This window comes from uncultured Aquimarina sp., assembly GCF_947492965.1.
Lineage (GTDB): Bacteria > Bacteroidota > Bacteroidia > Flavobacteriales > Flavobacteriaceae > Aquimarina.
In genome coordinates, this window is sequence record NZ_CANLOZ010000008.1 from 150409 (window position 1) to 164061 (window position 13653).

The 13653-nt window shown below is 32.7% G+C and carries 14 protein-coding genes; 6 read left to right on the top strand and 8 right to left on the bottom strand.

Annotation, left to right across the window (positions count from 1 at the left end; translation table 11 throughout):
• Nucleotides 1-112: 112 nt before the first annotated feature.
• Nucleotides 113-826, top strand: a complete 714-nt coding sequence (locus Q1B37_RS19450) for a hypothetical protein (protein ID WP_299901499.1) — start codon at nt 113-115, stop codon at nt 824-826.
• Between the two features lie 19 nt (nt 827-845).
• Here the strand turns inward: Q1B37_RS19450 and Q1B37_RS19455 are convergent, their stop codons facing one another.
• Nucleotides 846-2009 carry an MFS transporter gene (locus tag Q1B37_RS19455; RefSeq protein ID WP_299901501.1) on the bottom strand — a complete coding sequence of 388 codons (1164 nt, stop codon included), beginning with the start codon at nt 2007-2009 and terminating at the stop codon, nt 846-848.
• A gap of 138 nt (nt 2010-2147) precedes the next feature.
• Between Q1B37_RS19455 and Q1B37_RS19460 the strand changes: the two genes are divergently transcribed.
• Nucleotides 2148-3005 carry an AraC family transcriptional regulator gene (locus tag Q1B37_RS19460; protein ID WP_299901503.1) on the top strand — a complete coding sequence of 286 codons (858 nt, stop codon included), beginning with the start codon at nt 2148-2150 and terminating at the stop codon, nt 3003-3005.
• Here Q1B37_RS19460 and kynU read toward each other — a convergent pair.
• Nucleotides 3002-4288 (bottom strand): kynureninase, encoded by a 1287-nt coding sequence (gene kynU, locus Q1B37_RS19465; RefSeq protein ID WP_299901506.1) that lies wholly within the window; start codon nt 4286-4288, stop codon nt 3002-3004. The two genes, Q1B37_RS19460 and kynU, sit on opposite strands and share 4 nt — an antisense overlap.
• A 168-nt stretch (nt 4289-4456) precedes the next feature.
• On the opposite strand from kynU, the gene Q1B37_RS19470 reads away from it, so the two are divergent.
• From Q1B37_RS19470 to Q1B37_RS19480, 3 genes are all read left to right on the top strand, one after another.
• The gene (locus tag Q1B37_RS19470) at nt 4457-4711 is read left to right on the top strand and encodes a hypothetical protein (RefSeq protein ID WP_299610278.1); all 255 of its coding nucleotides are present in this window, start codon (nt 4457-4459) and stop codon (nt 4709-4711) included.
• Between the two features lie 244 nt (nt 4712-4955).
• On the top strand, nt 4956-5120 hold the full coding sequence (locus Q1B37_RS19475) for a hypothetical protein (RefSeq protein WP_299901507.1): 165 nt from the start codon (nt 4956-4958) through the stop codon (nt 5118-5120).
• Between the two features lie 162 nt (nt 5121-5282).
• On the top strand, nt 5283-5924 hold the full coding sequence (locus Q1B37_RS19480) for an O-methyltransferase (RefSeq protein ID WP_299901552.1): 642 nt from the start codon (nt 5283-5285) through the stop codon (nt 5922-5924).
• Between the two features lie 67 nt (nt 5925-5991).
• Here Q1B37_RS19480 and Q1B37_RS19485 read toward each other — a convergent pair whose 3' ends face one another.
• The 6 genes from Q1B37_RS19485 to Q1B37_RS19510 all read right to left on the bottom strand — a co-directional run bounded on the left by Q1B37_RS19485 (nt 5992) and on the right by Q1B37_RS19510 (nt 12834).
• Nucleotides 5992-7485 (bottom strand): S8/S53 family peptidase, encoded by a 1494-nt coding sequence (locus Q1B37_RS19485; protein WP_299901510.1) that lies wholly within the window; start codon nt 7483-7485, stop codon nt 5992-5994.
• 330 nt (nt 7486-7815) lie between these two features.
• Nucleotides 7816-8109 (bottom strand): twin-arginine translocase TatA/TatE family subunit, encoded by a 294-nt coding sequence (locus Q1B37_RS19490; RefSeq protein WP_299610288.1) that lies wholly within the window; start codon nt 8107-8109, stop codon nt 7816-7818.
• Nucleotides 8110-8199: 90 nt separating this feature from the next.
• Nucleotides 8200-10512, bottom strand: a complete 2313-nt coding sequence (locus Q1B37_RS19495) for a M1 family metallopeptidase (RefSeq protein ID WP_299901513.1) — start codon at nt 10510-10512, stop codon at nt 8200-8202.
• Nucleotides 10513-10572: 60 nt separating this feature from the next.
• Nucleotides 10573-11079 carry a DUF6702 family protein gene (locus Q1B37_RS19500; protein ID WP_299901515.1) on the bottom strand — a complete coding sequence of 169 codons (507 nt, stop codon included), beginning with the start codon at nt 11077-11079 and terminating at the stop codon, nt 10573-10575.
• A 77-nt stretch (nt 11080-11156) separates the two neighbouring features.
• Entirely contained in the window at nt 11157-11930 is a 774-nt protein-coding gene (locus Q1B37_RS19505; RefSeq protein ID WP_299901517.1) for a hypothetical protein, read from the bottom strand.
• Nucleotides 11931-12045: 115 nt separating this feature from the next.
• Nucleotides 12046-12834 (bottom strand): carboxypeptidase-like regulatory domain-containing protein, encoded by a 789-nt coding sequence (locus Q1B37_RS19510; RefSeq protein WP_299610298.1) that lies wholly within the window; start codon nt 12832-12834, stop codon nt 12046-12048.
• 108 nt (nt 12835-12942) lie between these two features.
• On the opposite strand from Q1B37_RS19510, the gene pepE reads away from it, so the two are divergent.
• On the top strand, nt 12943-13650 hold the full coding sequence (gene pepE / locus Q1B37_RS19515) for a dipeptidase PepE (protein ID WP_299901520.1): 708 nt from the start codon (nt 12943-12945) through the stop codon (nt 13648-13650).
• Nucleotides 13651-13653 lie beyond the last annotated feature (3 nt).

The window sequence follows — 13653 nt, forward strand, 5'->3', positions numbered from 1 at the left end:
GAGTTTTTTGTTTTAAATAATATCCACTAAACTTAGATAAAAACCTAAAACCTTGTTAATAAAATTGATCCAGGCATTGCTTTATATATTTTAGCCTAAAATTTCCATTATAATGAGATATCTAGTTGGACTACTTTTATGTTCTTTTATTGTTTTTTCGTGTAAAAAAGATGCTAAAAAACAATACACATATGATAACAATGACGAAATAAAGGAAGAGAAAACAATTACTAAAATTCTTAGCACTACAGAAGCAATAGCCTTAGCAAATGGTTTTGATCAATGGGAAAAAGTGCAAGAAATTAAATTTACTTTTAACATAGATCGCGACAGTAGTCATTACGAACGTTCCTGGAACTGGAAACCGAAAAAAAATGAAATCATCCTAACCACTGCCAAGGACACAATTGCATATAACCGCTCAAATATCGACAGTGTTGCTATCAGAGCCGACCAAGGTTTTATTAATGATAAGTATTGGTTATTAGCACCTTTTAATTTGGTTTGGGATCAAAACAGCTTTACATCCTCACATGAAGTAAAAGCAATTGCTCCTATTAGCAATAAAGAAATGCAGAAACTCACTATCGTTTATAAAAATGAAGGTGGATATACACCTGGAGATGCTTATGATTTCTATTTCGAAGGAGATTTTAAAATAAAAGAATGGGTATTTAGAGAAAAAAACAAACCAGAACCATCATTGATAACTTCGTGGGAAGATTATGAAAGCTTCAACGGGATACAAATTGCGAAAACCCATCAGAAAAACGAAGGTAACTGGAAACTTTACTTCACAAATATTGAAGTGATTACAGACAAATAACTATTATTAGCTACGTAAGCTAATTAGATCTTCTTTTAGAAATAAATAGAGTTACCATTAAAGCAATTAGTGTAGCTACTAGTAATGCAGTAAAACTGAGTTTCAGACTTTCAATTTTGGATAATAAACCAAGGAATGGCGGACTCACCAAAAAGCCAAGATATCCAAATCCAGCAACGAATGATATTCCTTCTGCAGGTGAGACTCCTTTTGTTTTTCCTGCCAATCTAAATAATTCTGGAATAATCACGGAGAATCCCAAACCTATCAGTCCAAAACCAAGTATACTAAGTATTAAAGTACTGCTCAGCACAGAGATAAACCCTAAAGCACTAATGGAAGCTCCTCCTATGATAATTGTTAAGGATCCAAAACTTTTACTCACTGCATCTCCAAAAAATCGACCTATCGTCATCATAAGAGAAAAAGCCACAAATCCAAAACCAGAGATTTTCTCAGAAGCAATTTTTACAATATCCTGCATATAGAGTTTACTCCAATGCTCTATCGCACCTTCGCTACCCATTATCAAAAAAGCAATCACGGTTAATCCTAATAAAGGTTTTACAATTTTAAAATCGAAAGACTTCTTAGTACTTTCTTCTTTTTTTCCTTTAATCATAACATAAGCGCTACAAACCAAAAGATTTGTTATGATAACGAAAGTAGTCGCCAATAACATATGAATAATAGGGACTTCTATCTTGGTTATTAAAAAGCCTCCGATACCTGCCCCGATAACACCTCCTAAACTAAAAAAACCATGCGAAGCGGACATGATATGAACTGCATCTGTCTGTTCTATTTCAGACACCAGAGCATTCATAGCGATATCTGTTAAGCAAGCGAATAATCCCACCAGATATAAGACAGCACATAATAACAAATATGTAGGAGCTAGTAAGGGGATTAAAAAAAGTAAAGAAAAAATAATGATTCCTATCATCGTTGTCTTTCCTACTCCAATTCGTTTTATAATCAATGAAGATATTGGAATCATGGTAAGAGTTCCTAATGCAAAACAAAATAAGGCAATTCCTAACTGTGCGTCATCAATGGCCAATTTTGCTCTTACCTTTGGTATATACAACACCCAAGTACCTGTCATGATATTAAGAGATGCGAAAACCCAAGCTGGACCAAAGTAACGTAGTTTTGTAAGAATAAGATATAAAGAATTCAAAATCTGCTATTTAAACTTTTAAGTATTTCTCAAAATTACTAACAAAATATTAAGTATAAATAACACAAAATATTCAAACATTAAAACAATTTATTCTTTTATAGCTTTATATATAGCCTATTATGATAATTTTGTTTTATGAAATTATCGTACGAGCAAATTTATGTTAAACAATCTAAATCGTTAAAAATAGAAAGCTATACCAAAGATGCTCTTTGTAATGAAATAAACTGGCATTTACATCCTGAGTATGAAATAGTTTTTATTAAAAACGGAAATGGCATTATCCAAGTAGGATCTAATATCAAAAGTTATAAAGATGGACTCTTAATTTTTCTTGGTCCAAATATTCCTCATATGCCTTTTGGAAATAAAGATCTAGAGGATAATGTAGAAGTTGTAATTCAATTTAATCAAAATTTCATTCAAGAGAAGTTAAAAGTATTTCCAGAATTTTCGAGTATACAAAAGTTTATTCAAAAAACATTGAAAGGATGTATTTTTTCTAAAGAGACCAAGGATAAACTATCTAATTCATTTCTACAATTGGCATCTCAAAATGACACCGAGAAACTACTCAATTTTATGAATATCTTATATCAGCTTTCTGTTTCAAAAGATAATACTCCGGTCATCAAATCTGCCCAACTTTTGGAAATTGATAAAACCGCATTACCAAGAATTTCAAGAGTCTTTGAATATATAAATAAGAACTATTCTCAAAAAATACAATCAAAAGCAATTGCCAAAGAATTAGGATTAACCACCAATTCGTTTTGTCGAATGTTTAAAGCAGCCACGAATAAAAGTTTTATTAGCTTTTTAAACGAGTTTAGAATCAAAAAGGCTCAGGAATACTTTGAAAACGAAACTATGTCAATTTCTGAGGTAGCATATCAATGTGGTTTTAACGACCCATCATATTTTTGTAAACAATTCAAAAAATACACCGATACTTCTCCTTCAGATTATATAAATCATTTAGATAATAACTAGTTTGAATCTTTATTTAAAATTCCCTGTTTAAGAATCTGCCCAAATTCGTACATATCCTCATAAGAACAATAAAATGGCGCAGGTGCTAATCTTATCACATTAGGCTCTCTCCAATCTACGATTACACCATTTTTCATTAAAAAGTCGAATAATTTTCGCCCTTCTCCATGAAGAAAAACGGAAAGTTGTGTCCCTCTTTCGTCCTGCTTTGATGGGGTTATAACTTCAAAAGTACTTTCTACTTCTGCATCGATAGAATTCAATACAAATTCTAAATATGCTACAATTAGGTTTCTCTTTTCTAGCAAAGCTTCCATACCTACTTCATCAAATAGTTCTAAAGAAGCAAGATATGGTGCCAATGACAAGATCGGAGCATTACTCAATTGCCAAGCATCCGCATTAGGCATTGGTTCGAACTCAGGTTTCATTAAAAACCTAGACTCTTTTTTTGTTCCCCACCAACCTTCAAAACGAGGAATATCTTTTTGATCATGAAATCTTTCATGTACAAAACATCCTGAAGCATTTCCAGGACCACTATTCATATATTTATAACTGCACCAAGAGGCAAAATCAACATCCCAATCATGAAGTTGCAACTCAATATTTCCAGCACCGTGTGCTAGATCCCAACCTACAAAAGCTCCAATATCATGTCCTGCTTTTGTAATGGTTTTCATATCAAAAACTTGTCCTGTATAATAATTAACACCACCCATAAGAATTAGAGCACACTCCTCTCCTACAGATTCGATAGTGCTAAGAATATCTTCAGTCCTAAAATTATGTTCTCCTGGACGCTTTTTTATTTCCACAATGGCATCATTTGGATCATATCCATGAAATCGGACTTGACTTTGAAGCATATATTGATCACTCGGAAAAGCTTTTTCTTCGCATATGATTTTATATCGTTTTCCTTGAGGACGATAAAAGGAAATCATGAGTAAATGCAAGTTCACCGTTAAGGTGTTCATTACAGTAATCTCCGAAGGTTTAGCACCTACTATCTTACTCAATGGTTTTGCCATTCTTTCATGATAATCCCACCAAGGTTTATCTGCATAAAAATGACCTTCTACGGCAAGCTCTGCCCAATCCTTCATTACCTCATCCACATACTTCTTTGTATTTCTAGGTTGAAGCCCTAAAGAATTTCCTGTAAAATAAATGACTTGCTTATTATTAACTTTTGGGAAAAGAAAACGATCTCTATATGATTTTAAAGGATCCTGCTGATCCAATTTCTTAGCAAATTCTCTGCTATTTTCGAATTGCATTCTTGAGTTTTATTTCAAAAATACATATAAGAACTGAGATTAAATAATCTTTTAAAACCTTGTTAAAATTAGCGGGGAAATTATCACTTATTATTATATTAAACACACATTTAAAACTGCCTACCTTAATATACCCTAATTGTAGACATATAACCTGAGTGTCTTTAAATGTTCGGGCACATAATCATTTTTTTAAACTTATTAAACATGTTAAAAAAAATTTTAGAAGTAAGCGGGGCTAATGAATTATCTAAAGAGTCCCAAAGTGCTATCTCTGGCGGTTTGATTTCTTTATCTGATTGTCCATCTGGATGTTTTTCTTTATTCTTTTGTCCATCTGGTGGTGGCGATCTATGCGCAGTTCCAAGTCCATCGGGTGCAACTTGCTTTGGAACACATATTAACGGGCAATGCTGCCTTTAATTACATAAAGAATTATTTCTTTTCTTTTATTTCTTGGTCTCACAGTCTATGTTTTGATCTAGATCTAGCATCACTTCTAATATCTAGTCTAAAACTGAGAAATGATTTTGACATCTAAGAATGAAAAAATATGGTAAAAAGATTTTTCTATATTTCTTTTTACCATGTTACTTAAGTTAGAGACATATAACCTGAATGTCTTTAAATAAACAGGCACATATTCATTTTTAAATTTAATACTCTTATGAAAGAATTAAAAAAATTAGAAGGTGTTAAAACCATGGGTAAAAAAGCTCAAAAACTAGTAGTTGGAGGATGTCCTTCAGATGGTGGTCCTGCAGGTTGCCCTGCTGGAATGTGTGGTCAGATTATCTTTCCAGGACCTGATTACTTTTGTGTTCCATGCTAGTATAGTTACTATACATTCATCATACAAAATGTAAAAAATCAATAATTGCAGTAGATTCATTATTCTACTGCAATTTTTTTGTACCGTTTCTATTTATTAGAAAACTTATTTTTAGATCTATCAATAATAAAACACTTAGCTTTGCAAAAAAAACAGGAAGCTATGCACTTTATACCAGAAGCACTGGATACATACGTAGTAAATCATACTGAAAAGGAACCAGAGTTACTAGAAAGATTAACTCGTGAGACGTATCAAAAAATACTACAACCTCGAATGCTTAGTGGTCCATATCAAGGTAGAGTGCTAAGCATGCTTTCTAAATTAATCAGTCCAAAACATATTTTGGAAATCGGAACATATACCGGATATTCTGCATTATGCCTTGCGGAAGGCATGAAAAAAGAGGGTGTCTTACATACGATAGATATTAATGAAGAATTAGAAGATTTTCAACGAAAATACTTTGATCTTTCTCCTTATGGTCATCAAATATATCAGCATATTGGAAATGCTACCGAAATTATTCCGTCCTTGAATATTAAATTCGACTTAGTTTTTATTGATGCAGATAAACCTAATTATCCAAAGTACTTCGAGCTAATTATTGATAAAATGAATCCTGGTGGCATTATCCTTTCTGATAATGTTCTCTGGAGTGGAAAAGTTGTTGAAGAAGTTGCAAAAGACGATCTTTCTACGAACGCACTATTAACATATAATAAATTACTAGTAGAAGATAAAAGAATAGAAACTGTTCTGTTACCTATCAGAGATGGATTAACTATCAGTAGAGTATTATAAAAAAAGTGGAATCTGTTTTACGGATTCCACTTTTTACATGTATTAGTAACTACAATTGCTAATTCATTTATTGTACAGCTTTTAGAGCATCTATATTACCATATCCAAATTTGCTATTTCTATTCGGATAGAACTCTCCTGCTCGTTTTAACTTATCCAATACTTGTGCTCTGGTCATATTTGGATTACGCGCCCATACCAATGCTGCGATTCCAGCTGTAGCCGCAGTAGCTGCGGATGAACCACCAACATATGATTGATCTCCGTTATTAAATCCTAAAACCGGCACATTTCTATTAGAATTGCTTGCTCTTTGCATCACAATGGTAAAGTCAATCTTACTTCCATCATGACAGATATTACATCTGTTATATCCATTGTCCTTTAAACCTGTTACAGCTACAGTTTCATTCATACTTGCTGGAAAAATAACCCCATACCAGTTAGTAAATGTAGTAGAGGTACCTCCTGCCGCAATAATCATTTTACCTTTTCCGTAAGCGTACTTAACAGCATCTTTTACATTTCCAATAGACCAAGGGTATCCTATAGACATGGATATAATTTTTACGTTACCATTATTACCTAATTGCTTTAATGCATTACTTACTCCTTTACGCTCATGATAATCTTCAAGAACAACATCAGATGTTCCTCTATATGAAATTAAATTACAATTATAAGCAACTCCCATAGGCATAAAATCATTGTTTCGTGGAGAAGCAATTATTGAAGCCATTTGAGTACCATGCCCACATTTATCATTTGGTCCATCTACATTATTAGACCACCACCAAATAGAATCTATGTATGTTCCAATCTTTTGGATACTTCTTCCATTGGAAGCTCCATCATTAAATCCATTTCCAAGTAGGTTTTGATTAGCAGACACACCACTATCGATTAATCCCACTGTTATTCCTGCACCAGTACTATAATTCCAAGCTTGTGGTATATTATGAATGTTGTAGTTCCAAGGCACTCTAGCATTAGGTGCTATTACACTGTAATCAGCACTATTAATAGATTGACCGCTTTGTGAACATCCAGCGGATTTTTGCTGTACATCTTCTTGTAAGTAAAAACCATATCCATTAGGTTCTAAATAACGGATATTATCCATTGCTAAAAGCTCCTCAATAGTTTCTAATTTAGTAACATGAACGTCTAACACATTTAGCTTATCATCTTCAAACACTTGAAAATTAGAACGTGTCACTCCTTCATTACTCTGTACTGTATTGTAAATATCTTCTATAATATCATTTAGTCTTGAAGATCTTTGCGTACCTTCAATAAAACTTTCTCCTTTCTGACCATAACCAATGGTCAATACTTCTCCTCCATGCATTACTGCACTATATAACATATGTGCCGAAGCATCTTTTGACCAATCTAAATCTCCTTTTTGTTTTAGCTGAGATTCGATAAAAGAATTGATTTCATCTATCGATAAAATCTTTTGTGACGTCTGGTTTTCTTCAATTACTTCTGAGGGATCATTTTTAGAACAAGATACGACAAGAAAAAGCCCTAAAAACAGAGGAATAATTTTTTTCATTTTAGTATAAGATTAATGAGTTTGTGCGAATTTGAAATTTAAGATCAGTTATCCTTAAAAATATCAAATAATTATCATTTAGTTAATTTCATGACTAATTTATTAAATAAAGTTTAAATATTAATATATTTTTTTGAAAGAATCTTAAAAAAAATACCGATCCTATGCTTGCATAGGACTACAATTCATCGTCAACCACCAATGTTTACAAGGGTTTTACAGAAAAATACTACAGTGTAAGAAAAGTATAAAAAAAGTGGTGTTTTTTTGATCAATTCAAAAAAACGAATGTTCAATTTTAGTATAATGATAAAATACTAGCTTAAAAGACTAAAGTTTGCGCTTTATAGAACCAGTTACATCTTCGATATCTTTCTTTGCTTGAGTAATCTCATTTTTAATATCTGATGTAATGGAATTAGGAAGTTCTGTATCTATTCCGTGCTTTTCAGCACTCTTGGTTATTTCGGATTTGATATCATTAGTGGCATCTTTAACAATGCGCATTCCTTTGCCTAAACCACGAGCTATTTCTGGTATCTTATCTGCTCCAAAAACCATAACCAGAATAAACACTATAAAGGCTATTTCTGTCCCACTTATAAATAAAGGTAATGCTATCATATCTCTGCAAATATAGCTACAATAATGAATACAAAAAAGCCGTTCGTACATTCGAACGGCTTTACTAAAACGATTTATAGGTTTTTTAACTTATTGACCCTTAACTTTGTTTTTAAATTTATCAAACTTACCTAGTTTTTTATTTTTAGGCCAGCTATTATTGGAGGTATCAATATCTGCGGTTTCCTGATTCGGATCTACGACAATTTTAGATATTGCCTTTTCCGAAGCGATAGCTCTTCTAACCGAGTCATCATTTTTTCTCCATATCTCAGCAGGGTAAGTAATAGTTTCCGAACTTCCATCTTCATATGTATATTCAACTATTAACGGCATTACTAAACCTCCTGGTTTTTCGAAAGTAATTTCATAGAAATATTTTGGTTCTTTTAGAACTTCTCTTTCCTCTACTGAGAAATTATCGATTAAATACTCTTTCAATGTTTTTGCATCATCGATTATATTTCCATTCTTCTTAATAGCTTCGTATTCTTCACTTCCTTCTTCAACCATAAAAACTAATGGTCCAAAATCTTCTATTTTAGCACCTCTTGCAGCGGCAAAATCTTTAGCTCTTTTGTTTGGTTCTTTAGAAACCACATACTTTTTCACATCCTTAACACCAATATCGGTATAATCCGTTGTATAGAACCAACCTCTCCAAAACCAATCTAAATCTACTGCAGAAGCATCTTCCATTGTTCTAAAGAAATCTTCTGGTGTTGGGTGTTTAAACATCCATCTTTGAGAGTATGTTCTGAACGAGTAATCAAAAAGATCTCTACCCATAACTGTTTCTCTAAGAATATTTAAACCTGTAGCAGGTTTCGCATATGCATTAGCACCAAACTGATAAATATTATTAGACTGTGACATAATTGGCGAAATAAAACTTTGATCTCCACTCATGTAAGGTACAATCTTAGCTGCAGGACCTCTTCTAGAAGGATAACTTTTTAAAGGCGCAATTGCATCAGGATACCACTCTCCAAAATCTTGTTCTGCTACGTATTGTACGAATGTATTTAAACCTTCATCCATCCAAGTCCATTGACGCTCATCACTATTTACGATCATTGGGAAAAAGTTATGTCCTACCTCGTGTATGATTACACTCATCATTCCGTACTTAGTACGATCACTAAATTTTCCTTTTGTATCTGGTCGTCCATAATTCCAGCAAATCATAGGATATTCCATTCCCTGATTTTTAGCATGAACCGAAATTGCTTTATGATATGGATAATCAAAAGTCATTCTACTATAAGATTTTAGCGTACTCGCTACTACTTTAGTAGACCAATCTTCCCATAGTGGATTTCCTTCTTTTGGATACATAGAAACGGCCATCACATCTTTACCACCAATCTTAACTGCCATCATATCCCATATAAACCTTCTGGATGTAGCAAACCCGAAATCTCTTACATTCTTTGCACTAAGCTTCCATGTTTTTTTGCTAGTAGAGAAGGACTTTTCTTTTGCTTCAGCTTCTTTTTGTGTTACTATAAGAACTGGTTTATCATATGATTTCTTTGCTTGATTATAACGATTCATCATTTCCTTAGTAAATACTTCTTTTCTATTTACTAAAACTCCTGTACCATCTAAAATGTGGTCCGCAGGTACTGTAATGTTTACATCAAAATCTCCGAAAGGAAGTGCAAATTCTCCTCTACCCCAGAACTGGTGATTTTGCCAACCTTCTACATCGTTATACACTGCCATTCTTGGATAAAACTGTGCAATTACATACGCTCTATTACCATCCTCAAATTCTTCATATCCCGATCTACCTCTTCCATTTACGTGGTCATTAATATTGTACCACCAGTCAATAGAAAACACAAACTTTCCTCCAGGCGCCAAATCTTTAGGCATTTCTACTCTCATCATCGTACCGTTTATCGTATGCTCAAGGGGTTTCCCTGATGCATCTTTAACAGCAGTAATATTAAACCCTCCATCAAAAGGTTCTCCAAGATATTTTCCAACAAATCTTTGTGGTGGATCCGCTGCATCTACACCTGTTGGTTGGATTAATGGAGTTTTAGATTTTCTGGATCTCATGTTTTGATCCAATTGTACCCATAAAAACTCTAAATTATCAGGTGAATTATTGGTATACGTAATAGTTTCTTTACCAGTAAGCTTTTTATTCTTGTCATCAAGCTCGATATCCATTTTGTAGTCTGCTTGTTGTTGGTAATAAGCAGATCCTGGTGCTCCAGAAGCAGTTCTGTACATGTTTGGTGTTGCAAACTCATCGTACATTTGCTTAAACTTATTTTCATTTGTATGCCCAAGTTCACGCGTTTCTTCAGCGCTGCCCTGATTCTGTGCGTACAATCCAATTCCAGATACAAAAAACGTAGCCGAGAGGACAAAAAGTAATTTTTTCATTAGATGTTATTGTGTTAAGTAATAAACTGCAAAATAATTGTTTTTTAAAAGTTTAATGATTTATTCACTAAACTTTAACATGCCATTATCTCTTTCTTTTTCTAAGATCAAACTTTTTCGTTTTTTCCCTTTTTTAACATGGATAAGATTTTGTTGTTCTTCGAAGAAATCCATTAACGTGAGATTGGACACTTCTATAGTTTCTAAAGATGAAACATTCTCCGCCTCCAGATAACACAATACCAAATCATTATCATACTCCTTCCCCAAAAAAGTATAGTAAACTTCTTTACCATTAACAGTAATTCTTAGTTTCTGCTTTAGATAGGTACTGAGGTATTGATCAACCTTTGTTTCTTGCTCTTTAGAAAGTAATGTTATGTTTTCATCATAACGTTTCCTTAACGCTTCTTCTATATCGTCAATAAAAATCCTAGAGATTATCTGAAGTGATTGTTGTTCCGCTTTATATTCAATCTGTGTTACGCTTACATAAAACTTATGTAATACACCAAAAGAACTTAGTGTTACCAAAAATATAGTGAGTATAAATAGCTGCTTCTTCAAAGTTTCCTTATTTAATGGTCGTAAATGTAACATTTTGGTATAAAATATTATGCCAAAAATTATTTAATACGAAAATATTAGTCAATCTCTTTAAATTCTTTGTATGACCTAGCTTTCTCTTGAAAAAATTCTAGTAATGATAACCTTTTGGTATTTTCTAATAAATCTTCGAAGTATGCATCTTCAGAACAGTAGTATACGAAATCTGAAATAAGATTCTCTGGCAATCCTAAATCTTCGGTAAAAAACGCAGTGTCAAATGATTGCCCCCCTTTTTGAATAAGTGTTTTTAAATCTTCTATGGCTTTGTTGTTTTTTAATTTTTTAAGCTTTCCGGAAAGTGTATTAATAATTCGATCTACAGATATAATGCCGTTAGAAGCCTTTGCCGTGTATAATCTTCTTTCTGCACGTGTAGGCTGTTGGATATCTCTAAACGGAAGCCCCAAGGCTCTATTATTTACAAAAGGTTTAATTTCAATATCCTTAGTATCTTTATCTATATTTCCTGAAAGTTTTACATTACTAACATTCACCTGATCCAACTTTTGTACTACGGGATACAATGTAACCTTAAAAGCATCATTATTTAAATCGTTATCAGAAACGACTACAGAAATTACTTTGTATTGAACGGAAGAAAAAATGATAGAATCTTGAGCGGATGCTGGTATTTCAAAAAATCCATTTTGATCATTAGTAGTTCCAATTTTTTTGGTATAGTTAACAATATTGATAGCAAATCCTTGTAACGAATCCGCAACAATTGTACCTTTTAACCTTGTATTTTGGGCAAAAGAAAAATTGTTTATGAATAAGAAAAGTAAAAATACTCGTAATGTTTTGATCATATAGTGAATTAGTTTATGACCAAACCCAAACTCTTACGAGAATATAATTTTCAAAATTTAGTCAACTAATCCAAAGACTGGAGTGCCCAAAAAATGTTGCGAATAAGTGGTAATATCAATTTCTACTTTTATACATTTTACTTTGAGAAACCAAAAACTCAATCAGATTAAGTTCGTTTCCTTCTTCAAGGTAATTCGTATTCAACCCATTTTCCTCTGCAAAGAAAATAAAATCGTTGATTTGATCCATTTCTAGAGCTAAATTGGTTTTAAAAAATTCGTTATTATACATTTTTCTCACTTGCACATCGATATCATCAGGGACTTTATTCTCTTTTTTATCCTTATTTTGAAAGACTTCTTTAAAAAGGTTTACAAAATTTAATCCATAAATCATTCGATCCTCTAAGAAAACCTTATTATCAAGTTCAGATAATTCATCGGGTGTCCAATCAAAATCAGTATCATTAATTCTTGAAGAAGTTAGTTTTGCCACTTCATCTACTCCACTTTCGGTTACATCAATCTTTTTAAGATCCAGAGAAACATTACCTAACAAATCATAAGGCTTCACAATCACTTCTTCTAATAAATTAACCGACTCATTTAAAAAAATATTTAAACGCCTATTATCCAATACTCCCTTGTTTATCCAAACTACAAATTTCTGATACTGCATGGCTATAACCTCTAACTTATCATTTATTCCTGCACTTATTTTGAAATTACCGTCTTTGTCCGTAATAGTTCCTTTTTTGGATGTTAGATTATAGACCACAACACCTTCTACATCATCTCCAATTGGGGCGCTTATGCGTCCATCGATCATGACTCTTGAAGTAATTTGTGCTATAGAACTATTGATTATTAGGAATATAAAAAGTAGGGATAATTTCTTTTTCATAGTTGGCGCAATTAAATTTGTAAGTAATCAAGATACTATATTTTTTCAATATCCTAAGAAGATTTCTTTATAAGAAAACGTTAAACTACTTTTACTAAAAATTATTTCATGAGAAACTGTATTATAGCTAGTACATCTACCATTCATGGTAGCGGTCCTTTAGAATATCTATTCGACACATTAGTTGAACTTTATAAAAACACTGATCAAATATTATTCATCCCATATGCACGTCCTGGAGGCATCTCTCATGATGAATACACCATTGGAATAAATAATATTTTTAAAAAAATCAATAAAAGGGTACTCGGGATTCATATGTTTTCATCGGTAAATGAAGCTTTTGAAAATACCCAAGGTATTTATACTGGAGGAGGAAATACTTTTCTACTTGTTGATCAATTATACAGAAATAATGTATTGTCTCCTCTAAAAACTGCTATTGACAATGGGGTTCCATATTTGGGAACAAGTGCAGGAAGCAATATTTGCGGACTTACTATGCAAACCACAAATGATATGCCTATTGTTCATCCAGAAAGTTATAAGACATTAGGAATACTTCCTTTTAACATCAACGCTCATTATTTGGATCCTGATCCGACCTCAACGCACAAAGGAGAAACCAGAGAAACCAGAATCAAAGAATTTCATTATTTGAATCCCCAACCAGTAGTAGGTTTAAGAGAAGGAAGTTGGCTAAAAATAAACGGAGATCAAATCACTCTTGAAGGTAAATTATCAGCCAGAATTTTTGAAAAAAACAAAACTCCCTATGAGATAGATTTCGGCAGTTCTTTATCCGACTTAAATTAATAT

Bases quoted from the DNA above. Each gene is read 5' to 3' on its own strand.
- Q1B37_RS19450 (WP_299901499.1), top strand. From the start codon at position 113: ATGAGATATCTAGTTGGACTACTTTTATGTTCTTTTATTGTTTTTTCG.
- Q1B37_RS19460 (WP_299901503.1), top strand. From the start codon at position 2,148: ATGAAATTATCGTACGAGCAAATTTATGTTAAACAATCTAAATCGTTA.
- kynU (WP_299901506.1), bottom strand. From the start codon at position 4,288: ATGCAATTCGAAAATAGCAGAGAATTTGCTAAGAAATTGGATCAGCAG.
- Q1B37_RS19470 (WP_299610278.1), top strand. From the start codon at position 4,457: ATGTTCGGGCACATAATCATTTTTTTAAACTTATTAAACATGTTAAAA.
- Q1B37_RS19475 (WP_299901507.1), top strand. From the start codon at position 4,956: ATGAAAGAATTAAAAAAATTAGAAGGTGTTAAAACCATGGGTAAAAAA.
- Q1B37_RS19480 (WP_299901552.1), top strand. From the start codon at position 5,283: ATGCACTTTATACCAGAAGCACTGGATACATACGTAGTAAATCATACT.
- Q1B37_RS19485 (WP_299901510.1), bottom strand. From the start codon at position 7,485: ATGAAAAAAATTATTCCTCTGTTTTTAGGGCTTTTTCTTGTCGTATCT.
- Q1B37_RS19490 (WP_299610288.1), bottom strand. From the start codon at position 8,109: ATGATAGCATTACCTTTATTTATAAGTGGGACAGAAATAGCCTTTATA.
- Q1B37_RS19495 (WP_299901513.1), bottom strand. From the start codon at position 10,512: ATGAAAAAATTACTTTTTGTCCTCTCGGCTACGTTTTTTGTATCTGGA.
- Q1B37_RS19505 (WP_299901517.1), bottom strand. From the start codon at position 11,930: ATGATCAAAACATTACGAGTATTTTTACTTTTCTTATTCATAAACAAT.
- Q1B37_RS19510 (WP_299610298.1), bottom strand. From the start codon at position 12,834: ATGAAAAAGAAATTATCCCTACTTTTTATATTCCTAATAATCAATAGT.
- pepE (WP_299901520.1), top strand. From the start codon at position 12,943: ATGAGAAACTGTATTATAGCTAGTACATCTACCATTCATGGTAGCGGT.